The organism is Mesorhizobium sp. B2-3-6 (assembly GCF_006442305.1).
Taxonomy (GTDB): Bacteria; Pseudomonadota; Alphaproteobacteria; order Rhizobiales; family Rhizobiaceae; genus Mesorhizobium.
In genome coordinates, this window is sequence record NZ_VFVW01000003.1 from 98,807 (window position 1) to 116,134 (window position 17,328).

Here is a 17,328-nt window from a genome sequence, read left to right on the forward strand (position 1 = left end):
TCGCTATGGCATCGGCCGCGGTTTGCCACTATCTGCGGGGCCTCGACTACACACTCATTTGTCCCCTGCTGACCAGGTGGTGACCATGGCCGGAATAACCAAGAGACTGCCGTTGCTGCCGGCGGAGCGTGCCCTGAAAGTGATCGCAGGGCGCTGGAAGGCGGTCATCCTCTACCATCTCTTCGACGGCCCAAGGCGGCTGACCGCACTCAAGGCGCTGATGCCGGGCATCACCCAGAAAGTGCTGATCCAGCAGCTCCGCGAAATGGAGGAGCACGGTCTCGTCAGCCGCGACATCTTCGCCGAAGTGCCCGTGCGGGTAGAATATTCGGCCACCCCGCTCGGCCTCAGCCTCGAGCCCATCCTGCTGGCGCTGTGCCAATGGGGCCAGCACCACGCCGACGAACTGAACGAAAAGCATCGTCTTGCCGACTGCGTCATCCGGCCACGACCAGGGCGGGACGAGCAAGCAGCCTTTCGCAATTGAAAAGGGCGGCGCAAGCGCCGCCCCACATCCTTGGGAGGATGATTTCGAGGCGGTCAGGCCGCCTTGATTTCCTCGTCTATGGCGTCGGCCTGGCGCGCGGTCTTGAGCGCCTTGGCCCACCAGGCGACGTCGTTGACGAGCGCGGTCGCGGCCTGGTTCAGGTGCTCGATCTCCTCGAGCTTCTTCTCGCCCTGGCGCACCGCGAGGAAATCGCCCCAGGCGATATGGACGGCCGACTTGACCGGCGCCATCTGCAATTCGACCGCGTGGAGGCGCAGCTGCTCGACAGCGCGGGCACCGCCGACGCTGCCATAGCCGACGAAGCCGGCCGGCTTCTTGTTCCATTCATTGGCGGCGTAGTCGATGGCGTTCTTCAGCACGGCCGTCGGGCCGTGATTGTACTCGGCGGCGGTGAAGATGAAGCCGTCATATTCGGCGACCTTCTTCTGCCAGCGCTGCGCCACCTCGTTGGTCGATGGCACCCAGGCGGAGGATGCGACCTCGTCGAAGAAGGGCATCGGGAAATCGCGCAGGTCAACGACATCGACCTCGATATCGGCATGCGATTTGGCGATCTTGGCGATCCATTGGGTGGGCACGTCGGCGAAGCGCGCGGCGCGTGTCGAACCGACGATGATGGCGATCTTGGGTTTGGACATAGGGGCTCTCCTGGTAAGCAATTCCTGGGCAGGTAAGACTGGTATCATTTGGATACCGGGGCTATATGAGTTCCTGTCAACTTCATGCGCAAGGAGGCACCTTTTTGTTACTGAGGAACCCGCACAACACCGAAGACTGCCGTGCCGTTTCGGAAATCCTGCAGCGCGTCGGCGACAAGTGGACCGTGCTCGTCGTCGGCAAGCTCGGCGACGGACCGCTGCGCTTCAATGAGCTGCGCGCGGCTGTCGGCGGCATCTCGCAGAAGATGCTGACCACCACCTTGCGAGGGCTGGAACGCGACGGTTTCGTCACCCGCACCGTGTTCCCGACCATTCCGCCGCGCGTCGACTACGAGCTGACCGAACTCGGCCATGAACTGCTGGTCCCCGTCAGCGCGCTCGGCGAATGGGCGCGCAGGAACACCACGCGCGTACGGGCCGCGCGTGCGAAATTCGATGGCCTGCATGGCTGAAATTCTACAGTCGTTCAGCAATCATTGACTGATTGTCTTCGTGTCCGCACCGCCGCCGCAGGGCTGAAAGACAGTTTCACAGCGGTCCCAGGCTTTAGCTTTCGGCCGGAACGGCCTTCGGCTTGCCCTCGCCGTCCAGCGCCACCATGACGAAATCGGCGTGCGTGACCTTTTCCATCAGGTCGGAGAGATAGCGCTGCGCCCAGGCCTCGACCTTGAGCGTCATCGAGGTGCGGCCGACGCGCTCGACATGGGTGTAGATGCACAGCGTATCGCCGATCTTCATCGGCTTGGCGAAGGACATCTCCTTGACCGCCGCCGTCACCACGCGGCCCTTGGCGCGCTCGGCGGCGCGTATGCCGCAGGCCAGGTCCATCTGCGCCATCACCCAGCCGCCGAAAATGTCGCCGGCGGCATTGGCGTCCGAAGGCATGGCCAGCGTGCGCAGCGTCAGATCGCCGATCGGCCGCCCGTCCGCGTAATGCACCATGCGAGTTATCCCCAGAGATTGACTGCCCTGATCCCGTACCGTCAAGGCGCCAACGCGTCAACGCGAGACGATCGCGATCCACGGCTCGGACCTTCATTTCGAGTCCCCCGCAAGGGCTCGCGGCCTTCTAGAAATAGCGCTCGAGGTTCGCTCGAATGCGATCGAGAACAGTATGCCCGGAAACGTCGGGGACGAACGTCTTGCCGGTGATGGCCTCGTAAGCCTGCGCATAGACTTTGGAGGCCTGTTCGACGATCTCATCCGGGATTTCCGGAATAGGCTCCCTGTAGGGATCGCAGCGCGCCGTCACCCACGATCGGATGAAATCCTTGTCGAAACTTTCCGGCCGAGTGCCGTTCGCCAGGGCCTGTTCGTAACTCCCGGCGATCCAGTACCGGCTGCTGTCGGGCGTGTGGATTTCGTCGGCCAGGATGATCGTCCTGTTTTGGTCGATGCCGAATTCGTATTTCGTGTCGGCGAGGATCAGGCCGCGTTCGGCGGCACGCGCCTGGCCGCGGGCGAACAGGTTCAAGGCGTAATCCGAGACGGTGTCCCACTGCGCCTGGGTGAGCAGGCCCTGTTCGATGATCTCGGTCCTGGACAGCGGCTCGTCATGGCCGCCATGCGCGGCCTTGCTGGTCGGCGTGATGATCGGTTCGGCCAGCTTCTCATTGTCGCGCAGGCCGTCCGGCAGCCGCATGCCATACATGTCCCGTTCGCCGCGACGATAGCGGGTCAGGATCGAGGTGCTGGTGGTGCCCGCCAGATAGCCGCGCACGACGACCTCGACCGGCAGGATGTCGAGCCTGGTGCCGACGACGACATTCGGGTCGGGATATTCGAGAACATGGTTCGGGCAGATATCGGCGGTTTCCTCGAACCAGTACCGCGCCGTCTGCGTCAGGACCTCGCCCTTGAACGGGATCGAGGTCAGGATGGTGTCGAAGGCGCTGAGGCGGTCTGTGGCGATGATGATGCGCCTCCCGTCCGGGAGGTCGTAATTCTCGCGGACCTTGCCCTTGTAGTGACCCGGCAGTTCGGGAATGAAAGCATCCGACAGGACACGCATGGGATCTCCTGCCTTGCGCAGATTGGCCGATGTCCTCGCATAAGCTGTCGACCCCATGCGTATCAAGCGGGATTGTTAAGGGTTCCCCGCAACTGGATCCGGCATCGCGGTCGCTTTTTTCACAACGCATGCCGGAAGGCCCAGCGACGCGGCAAGCCCGCCCCGTCTAGGCTGCGGCCAGATTTCCGGAGCCGGCCATACCCATCATGCAGACCTACGACTTCATCATCGTCGGCTCCGGCTCGGCCGGTTCGGTGCTCGCCGATAAATTGTCGGCCTCGGGCCGCTTTTCGGTGCTTGTGCTCGAAGCCGGCGGCAGCGACCGCCGCTTCTACGTGCAGATGCCGCTCGGCTACGGCAAGACCTTCTTCGATCCCACGGTCAACTGGAACTACAAGACCGAGCCGGATCCCGGTCTTGGCGGCAATGTCGACCACTGGCCGCGCGGCAAGTTGCTTGGCGGGTCCAGCTCGATCAACGCCATGGTGTGGATCCGCGGCGCGCGCGAGGATTTCGACGACTGGCGCGACGCGGGCAATCCCGGCTGGGGCTATGACGACCTGCTGCCGGCCTTCAAGGCGCTGGAGGACAATGAAGCCGGGGCCGATAGATGGCGTGGCAGAGGTGGCCCGCTGCACATCAGCGATACGTCTGATGCCGTCCACCCGCTGACGAAGCGCTACCTCGCCGCCGGCCAGCAGGCCGGACTGCCGTTCAACTCCGATTTCAATGGCGCTGCCCAGGAAGGCGTCGGCGTCTACCAGATCTCGACCCGCAACGGCCGCCGCATGTCGGCCGCGCGCGCCTTCCTGCGCCCGGCGATGAAGCGCGCAAACGTCCGTGTCGAGACCAACGCGCTGGCAAGCCGCATCCTTTTCGAAGGCAAGCGTGCGGTCGGCATCGAATATCTGCAGAAGGGCCAGACGAAGACGGCCCGCGCCGGCCGCGAAATCATCCTGTCCGCCGGCTCGATCAACTCGCCGCAGCTTCTGCAACTCTCCGGCGTCGGTCCGGCGGCGCTGCTCCACGGGCTGGGCATCCCGGTCATTCACGCCAACGAGAATGTCGGCGCCAATCTGCAGGACCATGTCGGCATCAACTACACCTTCAAGGGCAGGTTGCCGACGCTGAACCAGATCCTGCGTCCCTGGTGGGGCAAGCTCATGGTCGGCATGCAGTACATCCTGACGCGTTCCGGCCCGCTGTCGCTGTCGATGAACCACGGCGGTGGCTTCTTCCGCACCGACCCGGCCTTTTCGCGCCCCAACATGCAGCTCTATTTCCAGGCGTTTTCGACCGTCATCCCGAAGAGTGGCGAGCGCCCGATCCTGACGCCGGACCCTTGGCCTGGCTTCTCCATCGGCTTGTCCAACTGCCGCCCGTCGAGCCGCGGCGAGATCATGATCCGCTCCAGCAATCCGTTGGACCATCCCAAGATCGTCGCCAACGCCTATTCGACCAATGCCGATGTCGAGGAGATGCTGGCGGCGGTGAAATTCGTGCGCAAGATCGCCTCGATGCCGGCTATGGCCGAGATCATCGCGGAGGAGGTTTTGCCAGGCCCATCAATCACTTCGGACGCCGACCTGATCACGGATTTCAGGAAACGCTCCGGCACCGTCTATCATCCGGTTTCGACCTGCCGCATGGGACCCGATCCCGCGCGCGCCGTGGTCGATCCGCGGCTCAAGGTACATGGGCTAGAAGGCTTGCGCGTGATCGACGCCTCGATCTTTCCCGACAACATAACCGGCAACACCAACGCCGCCTCGATCCTGACCGGATGGAAAGGCGCCGAACTGGTTCTGGAGGACCAAGAATGAAGATCACCGACGTCAAGACCTGGGTTGTCGGCAATCCGCCGCCCGGCATCGGCGGCAAGTATTTCATCTTCGTCAAGCTTACCACCGATGGCGGTGTGGTGGGTTACGGCGAGGCCTACAACGCCACCTTCTCCGCCCATGTCACGGCCAGGATGGTCGAGGACATGGCCGAGCGCTATCTCGTCGGCCGCGATCCGCACGACATCGAGAATTTCTTTCGCCGCGCCTATTCCTCCGGCTTCACGCAGCGGCCAGACGTGTCCGGCATGGGCTGCTTCTCGGCGCTGGAAATGGCCTGCTGGGACATTATTGGCAAGGAAGCGGACAAACCCGTCTACAAGCTGCTCGGCGGCCAGGTGCACGAGACGCTGCGCTCCTACACTTACCTCTATCCGCATACCGGCAGCGTCCATTCCGAGGACGCCCCGGACGGCAGGAATGTCTACAACGACCCCGAAATGGCGGCGGCCTGCGCGCTCGAATATGTCGAGCAGGGTTTCAATGCCGTCAAGCTCGACCCGGCCGGTCCCTACACCGCCTTTGACGGCCACCAGCCGCGCCTGCTCGACATTGATGTCTCGACCCGCATGATCAAGGCGATCCGCGAGGCGGTCGGCACGCGTGCCGACATATTGTTCGGCACGCACGGCCAGTTCACCGCCTCCGGCGCCCTGCGCCTGGCGCGCGCCATCGAGCCCTATGACCCCTTGTGGTTCGAGGAGCCGGTGCCGCCCGACATGCCCGAAGTGATGGCACAAGTTGCCCGCGCGACCTCGATCCCGATCGCCACCGGCGAGCGCCTGACGACCAAGTTCGAATTCGCCCGCGTCATCGAGAACCGTGCCGCGACCATATTGCAGCCGGACCTCGGCCGCTCCGGCGGGATTCTGGAAACCAAGAAGATCGCCGCCATGGCCGAGGCCTACCACATCCAGATCGCGCCGCATTGCTATTGCGGACCGATCGTCGGCGCCGCCAACATCCAGCTGGCGGTGACGCTGCCCAACTTCCTGATCCTGGAATCGCTGAAGCAGTGGGACGGTTTCCACGCCACGTTGCTCAAGAAGAAGATCGAGTGGCAGGACGGCAACGTCATCCCGTCGAAGGAACCTGGCCTCGGCGTCGAACTCAACGAAGACGTCTGCGACGCTCACCCCTACACCGGCAAGGACCTGCATTTGCAGATGATGCAAACGCCGCTGATGCCGTGAGCGAACGCTACGCCTTCATCGGCCTTGGCCATCTCGGCGGCAAGCTTGCCGCCAGCCTGGTGCGCAACGGTTTTGCCGTCACCGTGTTCGACCGGGAGCCCACCGCCGTCCAGCGCCTCGTGGCGCTCGGCGCTATTGCTGCCGGCAGCCCCGCCGAGGCGGCTGAGCGGGCGGGCAATGCCATAACTTGCCTGCCATCGCCGAAGGCCAGCGAGGCGGTTCTCGCCGGGCCTGTTGGACTGCTCAACGGCCTCCCCGCCGGCGGCACCTGGATTGAGATGTCGACCAATGGCCGCGACGAGATCGTGCGCCTCGCGGGCCTTGCCTCGGCCAGGGGAATCGAGACCTTGGAATGCCCGGTCACCGGTGGCGTGCATCTGGCGGCGGCCGGGAAAATCACCGCGCTGGTCGGTGGCGATGCCGCCCTCTACGAGCGTCATCGCCCTGCCATCGATGCGTTGTGCGCGAAGTCGTTCCTGATGGGCCCGATCGGCTCGGCGGCGGTGATCAAGGTCATCACCAACATGCTGGCCTTCATCCATCTCGTCGCCGCCGGTGAGGCGCTGATGCTGGCCAGGCAAGGCGGGCTCGACCTCGCCCAAGCCTATCACGCCATCGTTGCCTCCTCCGGCAACAGCTTCGTCCACGAAACCGAAAGCCAACTCATCCTGAACGGCTCCTACGACATCGGCTTCACCATGGACCTGGCGCTGAAGGATCTCGGCTTCGCGCTGGGCATGGGTCGGGATTTCGGTGTGCCGGTGGAACTGGCATCGCGCGTCAATGCGATTTTCGAGCAGGGCAAGGCGGCTTACGGCGGCGGCGCCTGGTCGACCCAGATCGTCAAATTGCTCGAGGACGCTGTCGGCGCCGACCTGCGCGCGCCCGGTTTTCCGTCCAAACTGGAAATCTGAATCCGGGAAACTTGAAGCGGTTTCAAAAGGTTGAGCGTTCATCTGGAATCAGGACCGGAGCGACCTGAATCAAAGCCGCAACGTCTTGATTCAATATCTGAGCGTCAGAGCGCCGGGCAGGATCTCGAAGGTCGCTGGTATGCGCCCGGGCGACTCGCCGTCGATGTCGACCAGCGCGCCGTTCCTTTCCACGTCGCCGAGCGGTTCGACAACCACTTTCTTGCCGCGCAGGATGGTGATGGCCGGATGGTTGCGATGCCTGCCGCCATAGAGCAGGCGGATATCCCAGATCAGCTTCAGCTTGCTGGCCGCGCGCAGGATGACGATGTCGAATTGGCCGTCGGTCAGTTCGGCGTCCGGCGCGATCATCATGCCGCCGCCGAAGAATTTGCCATTGGCTACCGCGACCAGCGCCATGCGCGCCTCGACCGGCGCGCCGTCATCGACTGAAATCGTTACATCCTGGAACCGGTAGCGGGCGAATTCGACCACGGTGCGACACAGGAACAACGTCTTGGCCGCAACCTTGCCTTTACGCTTGTCGGCGTTGACGGCGCGATCGGTAGCGCCCGAGAGGCCCAGGCTCGCAATGTTGACGAAGTGCCGGCTGGCCAGCGCGCCATGGTCGTCGATATAGCAGATGCGCCCTGCATCGACCGCCCTGCCCTTGGCCCCGGCGATCCGCTTCAGCGTCGCGTCCACCTCCTTCGGCAGGCCGAGCCCGCGCGCGAAATCGATACCCGTGCCGCACGGCAGCAGACCGAGTTCGGACGCGCGGCCGTTTTCCTTGGACGCCTGCAACAGGCCGTCGGCCACCTCGCTGGCCGTGCCGTCGCCACCGGCCGCGATCACCAGGTCGAACCCGTTTGCCGCGAGGTCGAGCGCCAGCCTTTCGGCATCGCCTTCGGCCTGCGTTTCGCGCAGTTCGAAATCGCCGAAGTGATTGTTCAACGAGGCGGCGACCTCGGACCAGTGCCGTTTCAGCCAGCCGCCGCCGGCAATCGGATTGAGCACCACCCCGACCTTCAATGCGCATCCCTCCCCGCAAGGCGCCGGGCACGCACTGCCCGATCCTTTGCCGGCATTGAAGCCCGCGCCCGTTGGCGGAGCAATAGGCGCTCTCGGTTCGCGTGCCGAAAAAGCAGGGCAGGCTGTCTAAGGCCTTGGTGCCTGAAATTCCGAGGCTTCTGGCAATGGTCCCCGATAATCCCGCTATCCACAGGCCCGCGGGCATTCCCCAACATCCTTGGCCGGCGTAAGTTTAACCCATCTCAGGCGGCTACCGATCGCCCAGCCGAAAGGCGAAGCTGAAAGGCGGATTTCCTGAGGCCCGTACGGCCCGAAGCGAGAGCAGGCTCGCCTGCTTCGAGGGACGGAAGCCGAGACCTACGGGGCCGCGGAAAGCGTGCCAACGCCGACGGCGGACCGATGCTGCCATGAAGGACGGCAAAAACCTTCGATGGCCGCAGGGCAAAGCCCGCAAGGGTGGAGACCGGCGTGGTCTGGAACGGGCGCGGCCTTCGGGCGGCGACTGGCAGGACCGTCAAAATCAAGGCCGGCTTGGTGCGACGACTTTAGGGGAGTTGCTGCCGTGACCGTGTCCTGGTCTGACAGGGAGGCGCTGGGAGAAATCCCGGCGCCGACTGTCTTTTTGCTTCCCGCTCAAGCGCCTTCCCGGCGAAGTTGCGGGCGCCGCTTCACCGCGCGCCAAAATCGGTTAGTATCGCCCTGTCAGAGTCCGTTTGCGTTTGCTGGCGGGTTCGCTGAAGGGGGATACTTCATGACATTGATCCAGAAGCTTGCCGCCGCCATGGCCTGACCGGCCATGGTCCTGTTTCGCTTCATGAAGCGTATCATCAGGACGATCCTCTGGCTGATCGTCATCATTGTCTTGATCCCGATCGCCGGGCTGGCCTACGGTTTCCTGACGACGCCGTCGCTGGACAAGACACCGTTGCCGGGTATCGCCGAAGGTGCACCGCAGCCGGCGCTCGCCGCCAGGGTGCGCGCCGAAATCCCCGGCTACCAGCGACCTGAGGAATCGACCTTCCTCACCTACCCGGAATGGGCCATCGTCTATGCCGCGCGCGAATATGCCGGCTTCGTCGCCAAGGACCAGCCGAGCGGCTTTCCCTATTTCGCCTATGTCGGCCGCTTCTGGCAGGACTACGCCATGGTGATCCGCGCCAGCTCCGCCTACAAGTTCAACTACGCCAACCACCAGATGCCGGTCGTCATCGGCACCAGCCACACGATCGAGCATGCCGTGCAATGGGCTTATGAAAACACGGTCGGCCGCATCACCGAGGCGATTGCGGGCAGGCGCACGGCGACTGACATCTACCAGGGCAAGGTGGCGGCCGAATACGCCGCCTTCCTCGACCAGGGGCCGTGGTACCAGTTTCCCTATGCCGAGAAGCGCGCCGGGCTTTTCGCGGTCCAGCCGGCGCCGGGCGACAGCGCCGTGCGCTCCAGCGAACGAAAGCTTGCCTTCGGCCTCGCCGACACGATCAAGCAGTTCTATGCCAGCCTGATCAGGCAGGCACTCGCGGCAACGTCCGATCCGGCCTTGCTCGACATCCACGTCTGGGCCAAGGGACCGGTCGGCGAAGCGACGCGCAACGAAGCCGACACCTTGCTCGAACGCGACTACGGCCCCGACGGCACCGTTTTCGTCACCAAGCGCTACCAGATGTTCACCGACATGATTCCGCGCCTGATCGACAAGGGCGTCTCATTCGTCGAGATCGGCGGCAACGACGAGATCATGATCACCGTGCTCTCCACGGATTCGATCGCCGTCCCCGAAGGCATGCGCATCCTGTTCAGCTATCCGCTGCCGGCCGATCCATCGACACGCCGCACCGGCATGGTCGTAGCCGTACCCAGGCTGCATCTGGTATTGCCGGCGCTGATCAAGTCAGGCGCCAGGCTGGAGCACGTCTACGACTACTGAGGCCTTTCCGCCTCGCTCCGCCGAGAACCGCAGTCTGGAGCGCCACGCCACGCTCATTTCACAATCGCGGCCAAATCCCGCCTTGTTCGCGGGCGATGGACTGTCGCATGTCGCCCAAAGCGTGCCCGCGGGCTCCGCTCAGGGACCGGTTTGGACAGCGACATGCACCTGAATGGGCTGCCGAGGGGCACATCGAGGGGACGAGACCGTGATCAAGACCGCCCTTGTCGCCATGACCATCGTCGGCTGCGACTGCGACGCCAAGCTTTGCGAATATATCGGCGAGACGCCGGCCAAGTGGTCGACCATCGCCGAGTGCGAAGCGGCGATGAAGAGCCAGATGCTGCACGAGCGCAATTTTAACTATCCGCTCGTCTCTGGCATCTGCCGCGCGAAAGGTTCCGCGCCCTCCTCGCAACTGGCCGCGACGGCTTCGCGCCCGGAGCTGAGGCCCGCCAGCCGCGCCGTTGAACCGACGCTGCCGCCCGAGCTGAGCCACAGGCCGACGGTCCCGGTCGGCTCGCCGACGACGGCGATGGAAGCGGCCGCCGCGCGGCCGGTCGCCTATGAACAGGTGGTCGATGGCGGCACCGGCGTGCTCTATCGTACGAAAAACGGCTATGCCGTCGTCAAGACCGATCTTGGCCGCGCTGTATCGGCGACCGCCGACATGGCCAAGCGGTCGGCCAACTGGCTGGCTGGCCTGGTGCCGAGTAAGCTGTAGGGACGAAGCCTTCTTCACCGACGTCACCATGCCGGTCTTGTCATCGACGGCCGCCGCCACCTTTGGACCTGAAGAGGCAAACTCGCGCCAAGGTTGCAAATCGGATAGCGATGCAGCATTGTGTCGACCGCAATGATGAAGGGGGGCCTTCCATGAAACCAGCGGTCCGAACTGCGGCAGCCTTGATGCTGGCGCTTGCTCCGGGATCGGTCGGCGCGCAAGGCGTGGATCCGGGTGACGACAAGGGGATCATCTTCGCTCCGGGCGATCCCGACATGGCTGCGGCGACCAAGCAGGCGCTCGCTGGCCTGGATGAATTCCTGGCATTGTCCGAAATGCCTCCCTCCGGCACAGGCAGGTTCAAATTGAAGGTCAAGGTGCGGGAGGGGCAAGTCACCGAGCACTTCTGGGTCATACCGTTCCGCCGTGCCGGGACAGGGTTTGTCGGCATATTAGCCAATGAGCCGGAGGCAGTGCACAATGTCGTGCTCGGTCAGAACATAGAATTCACCAGGGACGACATTTCCGACTGGGGATATACGCGGGACGGCCGTCAGGTCGGCAGCTTCACGATCTGCGTAATGTTCAAGCGAATGTCGAAAGAAGAGGCGGACAATATGCGCGGAAAGTACGGCTTCGATTGCTGACGGGAACGCCGGCTGATCAAGCCGCTTCGTCCCTGGCGCCGATCTTGCGCACCAGCGCTGCCGTCGCCAGCATCGCGCCCATGTCCGATATCACCGGCTCGACATGGGCTTGGTAGTCCAGTGGCACCGAAATGGCGGGCAGTTCGAAGAAATTCTTCGCCTGCGGCAGGAGCAGAAAACCGTCGCTGCCGTTGAGGGCCACGCGCGCCGGTTCCTCCGGCCAGGTTTCGCCCAGCCATTTCAGCGCTTGCGCCAACCGGCCGCTCACCAATGGCTGCGCCGCCTCGGCATTGTCGGTGCGGAACTCATAGGAGGCATCGAGTTCCGGCACGCCGGATGACAGTTCCTGCATCTTGCTGGCGAACATGCCACGGAAGAAGCCGACGACCGCGTTGGTGCGCCGCGTCGCCACCAATATTCCCGGAAACGGTTCGATGGCTTCGAAGGCGACGATCACGCCTTTGAAGGCCGTCGATGGGCCCTTGCCTGTCCCTTCCCGCAGTTCCGCTTCGTAGAGCTCGAACGGAAACTCTTCGTAGCGGCCGGAAACGACATCGTCGAACGACTGCCGGTTGAACGGCCCGACCGCCTCACGCGGCAGCCGGTCGAAGGAATTTGGCCCCCCGCCATGCGCGTAACGCACGTCGCGGATGAAGCCGAAGATGATGGGCAGCAGTGTTTGCCGAAATGATTGCTGCAGCCGCGTCGCCGGCTTCATCGCCTGGAAATAGAGCAGGATCGAAACCGCGAAGCCGGCGACATAGAGGAATACGTGCGGCGTCGAGAACCATTGCTCGTTGGGATCGGCGACCTTGTTGAACAGCCAGGCGATCAGCACCACCGTCGCCAGCACCAAACCGACGAACAGCGGCACCCGCCAGCGTACCTGCCGCACCACGGAGGCCCGCGCCGCTTCATAAGCCTCGACGTTTTTCCGGATGCCGGCAATCACGGCGTCGCCAGGCATGAAATCCGCTGTTTCCACCGCCACCCCCTGCTTGCCTGGACCGGTTCATGATAGCCGGTTTTGTCTGAAGTATCGACTGTGGCGCCTCTTCAACAGATGCTTGCGCGGCCCCTCATTTCTCCAATCATCAGCGCTTGGAAAAGCGCCGACATGGCGATCTTGGCCGGTGTCCACCACCTGTAGTTACGGAAAGACCGCGCTCAACCGCCTCTCCACCTTGTCACGCATGCGGGCCTCCAATCCCTCCACTGGCGCCAGCCGCTCATGATCCCCGGCGCGCAGCCGCACAAAGGGATGCATCCGGTAGGAAACGACTGACCCCTGCGTTCCCGCATCGGCGCTGACGTCGGCGACAAGAATCCCGCCAATGCGTCCCGGCCAAGGTTGGCGGACAAGGGCGGTGCCGAGGAAATCGCCAAGTCCATAGGCGACGATCGTATCGCCGATCCGCTCCACCGGCTGCACGACATGGGCATGGTGGCCGGCAATCAGCCCGACGCCCTGCCCTGCCAGGCGCTTCGCCAGTGTCCGCGTTTCGGCGCGCGGAAAGTGGCGGAACTCCCAATCCCAATGCGGCACGGCGCAGAGGAGATCGAACCCGTCACCTCGCCGGCGGGCAATATCGCTTTCCATCGAAACGCGGCCGGCGAACAGGTCCTCGCCCGCATTGCGCCACAGCGTGAAGGCGGCGAACCCGACAGTCAGCGGCCCGACTTCGACAGGCTGCACCGGGCTGTTGCCGGCGAGGCCAATAGTGCCGATACCGAGCCGCTTCAGCGCCGCCACGGTCTCATCGAAACCGGCGACGCCCTGGTCGAGCACATGGTTGTTGGCCAGCGACAGCACCAGTCTTTCACGCGAGATGCCGACTGCCGCCAACGCGTCGCCGAGAAAGCGCTCGCTCATCGCGTGATGGGTGCCGAGCCTGGTGCCGAGCACGGCGCTTGGCTTGTCCACGATCGGGCTTTCGCAATTGCCGATCACCAGGTCGGCCGCGCCAAGCAGCGTTTTGATCACCGGATCACAGTCGGGCGCGCTGCGGTTGGCCACCGCCGAAATGTCGCCGACGAAGGCGAGCCGCACCGTCCGTTTCGGCGCCCGATCCACCATCGTTCCGGCCAGGGGCGCGAAGCCTTGCACACCACCGGACAGCGACGGTTTCAGGAATCGCGGCAGCCACGACAGTTTGTAGGAGAGCGGATAGTTCGACACGCGATGTCCAATCGTTTGCCCTGTGTAGACCGTCTGCCGGGCGCGTTGAAGCCAGCCAATGGCAATCATGCATCAGCGCCCGGCAGACGCGGCATTGCAAATGCGTGTATGATTGCCGGCACGACGCGCATGGGAGGGGGAAAATGACACCACTGGCAAGCCTGCTGGCATTGGCACTTGCTCTGGTTCTGCCGATGTCTTCGGCGCAGGCCGCCATGCCCGAAACCGCGGCCGCTCTGTTCGAGGCCAAAACCGTGGTCGCGCGCGACACGGCGCTCTCGACGCTGGAGGCAGCCGCATCCACCGACCCGGCATCCGCCTATGCCGCCGGCGCCGGCGAATTCTTCACCGCGCTGGAATTGCTGGCCAGCGGCCTGCACCGCCACGGCTTCGAGAGCCCGCGATCCTTCATGCTGCCGCTGATGCGGCTGCCTGTGCCGGAAAACCCGAACCCCGAACCGCTGACCTACGAACAGTTCCGCGCCATATTGGTCGCCTTCCGCAACCGGCTCGAGAAATCCGCAGCCACGCTGGGCTCGGTGCCTGCCGATGCCGATATCGGCATTGTCATTGACCTCACCCAAGTCGGCATCGACCTTAACGAGGACGGCACGATCGCGCCGGACGAAAGCATTGCCGCCATAATGGCCTCGCTGTCGCGCGGCGTGGCGCCCGACGATGCCGCGCCTGCGCTCACCTTCCGCTTCGACCGCGCCGACGGTTATTGGCTGCAGGGCTATGCCGAGTTCCTGATGGCGCAGGCCGATTTCTGGCTGGCGCATGATTTCAGGAGCACGTTCGACGGTTCCTTCCACATGCTCTTCCCGCGCGCAAAACTGCCGTTGCAGGACATCCTCGTTCCGCCGGCTGGCGACATGGGCAGCAGCATCTTCTCCTCGGAATGGCGCATCGCCGATTTCATCTCGCTGGTGCATCTCGTCAACTGGCCGGTGGTCGAGCCCGAGCGGCGGCAGGCGGCGCGCCGTCACCTGCTGGAGATGATCCGGCTGTCGCGCGAGGACTGGAAGGCGATCCGCGCCGAGACCGACAATGACCGCGAATGGCTGCCGGGACCGCAACAGAAGGGCGAAAACCCGCTCACCGGCCTCGAAGTCGGAGAGCAGCAGGTCGCGGCCTGGCTCGCCACCTTGACCATGGCCGAGGACCTGCTCGAAGGCCGCGTGCTGCTGCCGCATTTCCGCATCACCGGCAAGGGCATCAACATGAAGCGCTTCTTCGACGAGCCGAAACCCTTCGACCTGGTGCTGTCGATCACCGGCCCGGCCATCGCGCCCTATCTCGAAAGCGGCAGGATCCTGACCAGCGACGATTTCGACCAGATCCAGAGCGAGTTCGGCGGCGGTGGCTTCCTGACGTTTGCGCTGTGGTTCAACTGAGGGCCCAAGAGGGCTGCGTTCCTGGGCGGTCAGCGCCAGCCCCCCAACCGGACCTGCGGTCCAACCTCCCCACAAGGGGGAGGTAGAAGCTCCATTGCAAACCCTAGAAAATCGCGCCTTGGTACAGCACCGCTTCCGCCTCCTCCGGCGCGAACCGCCGCGCCAACACGGTGGCCGATCAATGGTCGCCGCGAAACCGCGGTACGGGCCGGTTATCTGCGGCGGGCGGGTAGCAGTTTTGGGGCGACGCGCTGGGCCTTCTCGGGAGTACGGAATGACACGCGCCACCGTCGCGGCCCCGCTGAAACGGCCATTCGCTTCAATTAGCGAGAGCTGTTTTGCTTGACTCGGCCGTTAAAAGCAGGCAGCAAAATACTCTTGGAAGGGCTGCAATACCGCGTTCATGGTCGTGGACGAGCCTTTTTTGGCACAAAGTCCACGTCTCTCGGTTGGTTTTGAGAGGGATTGGTTAACCAACTTTGTCCATATTTTGAAGCAATCGGCAACCAAAGACAGGCGCGGCAAACGCGTCGGGGACCACCTGGGATCACTCACAGAATGGTCGTCGCGGCTATCACAGCCGCGGACGTGGGAGCCGATTGGAGCAAGATTGGTTGAATGGCGTTCTTGAGTAAGAAAATTGTCGGGGACAGGCGTTGGGACGGCGAAGCTGCCGACAACGCGTCACGTGCCTCATCCTTCAACTCTAAGCGGATCGTCCGCTGGGTCGCCGTGCCCGGCGTCAGCGCTGCCGTTGGCCTGTGGCTGGTCGGGACAATGGCTGGTCTGAGCTCAGTCGGCGCTTCGCTGTGGTCGACGTCGAGTGTCCTGCCGCAGAGGCTGGCCATGCCGGGCTCGCTCGCTCTTGCCGATCCGCTGAAACAGCATTTCCTGATGCCCGCTGCGCCATTCGCACTGGCCAACGCCGATGGCGGCACGCAGGCGCTGCAGAACCACGCCGTGCAATGCGGCTCCGGATGCTTCAGGCTGGCCGCGCTCGCTCCTCGGGCGGAAAAGTCGGCGCGCCTCGTGGCCGCGTCCACGGCACACCCTGTCCCGGTCGCCAAGACGACCTCGCAGGAGCGCTTCGAGCGCATGGAAGCATCTCTCTCGCCAAGCAAGCTCGCCGCCGCCTTCGCCAACGCGGCCAAGCCCGTGGCCACGGCCGGCGCACCCGCCCGTCCTATCATCTCGACCTCCGCTCCACAGGTCGCCGAGGCATCGCTGGTGCCGGGCGCCAAGCTCGTCGCCAGCCTGTCTGAAGACTTGCCGGCACCCGCGGCGGAGCGCTTCGCCCGGATCGACACCGGCTCGGTGGTTGTCCAGACAGCGCCGCAGCCGATGCATTTTGCCCAGCCGGATGCCGGCACGCCGGACAATTCGCAACTGGCCCTCGCGCTTGCCCGCTCGCTGCCTGTCGAGGACGAGGCATTCGCCTCGCCATTGCCGATGACGGACTCTTCGGCCGATGTCGCGGTTTCGCCTGTCGAAACCCAGCAGGAACAGCCGGGCGATGCCGCGGCCTTGCCCGACGCGCTCACCGATGACGTGCCGCTGCCGACCCGTCGGCCGCAATTCGACGCGCCGGAGCCGTTGAAGTCCGTGGAGCAGGAAAAGCCGACTCAACAGCCCAAGGTCGTGCAGCAGAAGCCGGCACCTCAGACAAAGCCGGTCCAGCAAGCCCAGCCGGCAAAGCCGATCCAGCAAGCCCAGCCGGCAAAGCCGGCCCGGCAGGGCCGGCCGGCGGATGGCGGCGACGCGTTGGCCTATGCAAAGCCAGACACGCCTTCGGGCGGCCTCGGCCAGGCGTTCAGGAACCTGTTCAACGCGCCGGGCGGCTCCAGGAGCGGAGCCGGCAGCGGTGTCGCCATCTATGACATCAGCGCCAAGACCGTCTACATGCCCGACGGTTCGAGGCTCGAAGCGCATTCGGGCATCGGCGCCATGGCGGACCAGCCGCGCTATGCCGATCAGAAGAACCGCGGACCGACACCGCCCAACACCTACAATCTGTCCTTGCGCGAGTCGCGCTTTCATGGTGTCGAGGCTTTGCGTCTGACACCCGTCGATGGCCGCAATAAATACAACCGCGACGGGCTGCTGGCCCACACCTACCTGCTTCGGGGCCGCTACGCACAGTCCAGTGGATGCGTCGCCTTCAAGGACTATGCGCGCTTCCTCGCCGCCTTCAAGAAGGGCAAAATCAAGCGCCTCGTCGTAGTGCCGCGCCTGAACGGATCGCCGACACGCGTGGCGGACAACGCACGCGGCGCCTGACCGCAATAGGCAGGCATCACCG

Annotated in this window: 16 protein-coding genes; 10 read left to right on the top strand and 6 right to left on the bottom strand. The window is 64.1% G+C overall.

The features are described from left to right. The first annotated feature begins 85 nt into the window (after positions 1-85). A complete protein-coding gene (locus tag FJ953_RS09655) occupies positions 86-487 on the top strand; it encodes a helix-turn-helix domain-containing protein (RefSeq protein WP_140624115.1) in 402 nt (133 codons plus the stop codon). Positions 488-540: 53 nt separating this feature from the next. Here the strand turns inward: FJ953_RS09655 and FJ953_RS09660 are convergent, their stop codons facing one another. Continuing rightward, positions 541-1,146, bottom strand: a complete 606-nt coding sequence (locus FJ953_RS09660; RefSeq protein WP_140495977.1) for an NADPH-dependent FMN reductase — start codon at positions 1,144-1,146, stop codon at positions 541-543. Positions 1,147-1,250: 104 nt separating this feature from the next. On the opposite strand from FJ953_RS09660, the gene FJ953_RS09665 reads away from it, so the two are divergent. After that, entirely contained in the window at positions 1,251-1,619 is a 369-nt protein-coding gene (locus FJ953_RS09665; RefSeq protein WP_181165214.1) for a helix-turn-helix domain-containing protein, read from the top strand. Positions 1,620-1,713: 94 nt separating this feature from the next. On the opposite strand, the gene FJ953_RS09670 is transcribed toward FJ953_RS09665, so the two are convergent. Then, positions 1,714-2,109, bottom strand: a complete 396-nt coding sequence (locus FJ953_RS09670) for an acyl-CoA thioesterase (RefSeq protein WP_091579483.1) — start codon at positions 2,107-2,109, stop codon at positions 1,714-1,716. Positions 2,110-2,236: 127 nt separating this feature from the next. Continuing rightward, positions 2,237-3,178: a phosphoribosylaminoimidazolesuccinocarboxamide synthase gene (locus FJ953_RS09675; RefSeq protein ID WP_140624117.1), complete on the bottom strand. Its 942-nt coding sequence runs from the start codon at positions 3,176-3,178 to the stop codon at positions 2,237-2,239. Positions 3,179-3,384: 206 nt separating this feature from the next. On the opposite strand from FJ953_RS09675, the gene FJ953_RS09680 reads away from it, so the two are divergent. Genes FJ953_RS09680 through FJ953_RS09690 form a run of 3 tightly spaced genes read left to right on the top strand, consistent with a single transcriptional unit; the run spans position 3,385 to position 7,126 of the window. Further along, positions 3,385-5,001 (top strand): GMC family oxidoreductase N-terminal domain-containing protein, encoded by a 1,617-nt coding sequence (locus FJ953_RS09680; RefSeq protein ID WP_140624119.1) that lies wholly within the window; start codon positions 3,385-3,387, stop codon positions 4,999-5,001. Further along, positions 4,998-6,212 (top strand): mandelate racemase/muconate lactonizing enzyme family protein, encoded by a 1,215-nt coding sequence (locus tag FJ953_RS09685; RefSeq protein ID WP_140495981.1) that lies wholly within the window; start codon positions 4,998-5,000, stop codon positions 6,210-6,212. Before FJ953_RS09680 ends, FJ953_RS09685 begins: the two co-directional genes overlap by 4 nt. Beyond that, positions 6,209-7,126, top strand: a complete 918-nt coding sequence (locus FJ953_RS09690) for an NAD(P)-dependent oxidoreductase (RefSeq protein WP_140624121.1) — start codon at positions 6,209-6,211, stop codon at positions 7,124-7,126. The genes FJ953_RS09685 and FJ953_RS09690 overlap by 4 nt, the downstream gene beginning before the upstream one ends. 90 nt (positions 7,127-7,216) lie before the next feature. Here FJ953_RS09690 and FJ953_RS09695 read toward each other — a convergent pair whose 3' ends face one another. Continuing rightward, entirely contained in the window at positions 7,217-8,155 is a 939-nt protein-coding gene (locus FJ953_RS09695) for a diacylglycerol kinase family protein (protein WP_140560627.1), read from the bottom strand. A 796-nt stretch (positions 8,156-8,951) separates the two neighbouring features. On the opposite strand from FJ953_RS09695, the gene FJ953_RS09700 reads away from it, so the two are divergent. From FJ953_RS09700 to FJ953_RS09710, 3 genes are all read left to right on the top strand, one after another. Next, positions 8,952-10,082 carry a hypothetical protein gene (locus FJ953_RS09700; RefSeq protein ID WP_140582113.1) on the top strand — a complete coding sequence of 377 codons (1,131 nt, stop codon included), beginning with the start codon at positions 8,952-8,954 and terminating at the stop codon, positions 10,080-10,082. Between the two features lie 208 nt (positions 10,083-10,290). Next, entirely contained in the window at positions 10,291-10,806 is a 516-nt protein-coding gene (locus FJ953_RS09705) for a hypothetical protein (protein WP_140624123.1), read from the top strand. Between the two features lie 152 nt (positions 10,807-10,958). Beyond that, the gene (locus tag FJ953_RS09710; protein WP_140624125.1) at positions 10,959-11,453 is read left to right on the top strand and encodes a DUF2314 domain-containing protein; all 495 of its coding nucleotides are present in this window, start codon (positions 10,959-10,961) and stop codon (positions 11,451-11,453) included. Between the two features lie 16 nt (positions 11,454-11,469). Here FJ953_RS09710 and FJ953_RS09715 read toward each other — a convergent pair whose 3' ends face one another. Both FJ953_RS09715 and FJ953_RS09720 read right to left on the bottom strand, forming a co-directional pair. After that, positions 11,470-12,420 (bottom strand): DUF3137 domain-containing protein, encoded by a 951-nt coding sequence (locus tag FJ953_RS09715; protein ID WP_181171614.1) that lies wholly within the window; start codon positions 12,418-12,420, stop codon positions 11,470-11,472. Between the two features lie 183 nt (positions 12,421-12,603). Continuing rightward, positions 12,604-13,632 (bottom strand): CapA family protein, encoded by a 1,029-nt coding sequence (locus FJ953_RS09720; RefSeq protein WP_140624128.1) that lies wholly within the window; start codon positions 13,630-13,632, stop codon positions 12,604-12,606. Between the two features lie 143 nt (positions 13,633-13,775). Between FJ953_RS09720 and FJ953_RS09725 the strand changes: the two genes are divergently transcribed. Together FJ953_RS09725 and FJ953_RS09730 are read left to right on the top strand one after the other, a co-directional pair. After that, the gene (locus FJ953_RS09725) at positions 13,776-15,029 is read left to right on the top strand and encodes a hypothetical protein (RefSeq protein ID WP_140495988.1); all 1,254 of its coding nucleotides are present in this window, start codon (positions 13,776-13,778) and stop codon (positions 15,027-15,029) included. A 618-nt stretch (positions 15,030-15,647) separates the two neighbouring features. After that, the gene (locus tag FJ953_RS09730) at positions 15,648-17,306 is read left to right on the top strand and encodes a DUF2778 domain-containing protein (RefSeq protein WP_140567039.1); all 1,659 of its coding nucleotides are present in this window, start codon (positions 15,648-15,650) and stop codon (positions 17,304-17,306) included. Positions 17,307-17,328: the final 22 nt, after the last annotated feature.

What these genes read in the sequence shown, in the direction of transcription:
- FJ953_RS09655 (WP_140624115.1), top strand. Translation starts at nt 86, where the DNA reads ATGGCCGGAATAACCAAGAGACTGCCGTTGCTGCCGGCGGAGCGTGCC.
- FJ953_RS09660 (WP_140495977.1), bottom strand. Translation starts at nt 1,146, where the DNA reads ATGTCCAAACCCAAGATCGCCATCATCGTCGGTTCGACACGCGCCGCG.
- FJ953_RS09670 (WP_091579483.1), bottom strand. Translation starts at nt 2,109, where the DNA reads ATGGTGCATTACGCGGACGGGCGGCCGATCGGCGATCTGACGCTGCGC.
- FJ953_RS09675 (WP_140624117.1), bottom strand. Translation starts at nt 3,178, where the DNA reads ATGCGTGTCCTGTCGGATGCTTTCATTCCCGAACTGCCGGGTCACTAC.
- FJ953_RS09680 (WP_140624119.1), top strand. Translation starts at nt 3,385, where the DNA reads ATGCAGACCTACGACTTCATCATCGTCGGCTCCGGCTCGGCCGGTTCG.
- FJ953_RS09685 (WP_140495981.1), top strand. Translation starts at nt 4,998, where the DNA reads ATGAAGATCACCGACGTCAAGACCTGGGTTGTCGGCAATCCGCCGCCC.
- FJ953_RS09700 (WP_140582113.1), top strand. Translation starts at nt 8,952, where the DNA reads ATGGTCCTGTTTCGCTTCATGAAGCGTATCATCAGGACGATCCTCTGG.
- FJ953_RS09710 (WP_140624125.1), top strand. Translation starts at nt 10,959, where the DNA reads ATGAAACCAGCGGTCCGAACTGCGGCAGCCTTGATGCTGGCGCTTGCT.
- FJ953_RS09715 (WP_181171614.1), bottom strand. Translation starts at nt 12,420, where the DNA reads ATGCCTGGCGACGCCGTGATTGCCGGCATCCGGAAAAACGTCGAGGCT.
- FJ953_RS09725 (WP_140495988.1), top strand. Translation starts at nt 13,776, where the DNA reads ATGACACCACTGGCAAGCCTGCTGGCATTGGCACTTGCTCTGGTTCTG.
- FJ953_RS09730 (WP_140567039.1), top strand. Translation starts at nt 15,648, where the DNA reads ATGGCGTTCTTGAGTAAGAAAATTGTCGGGGACAGGCGTTGGGACGGC.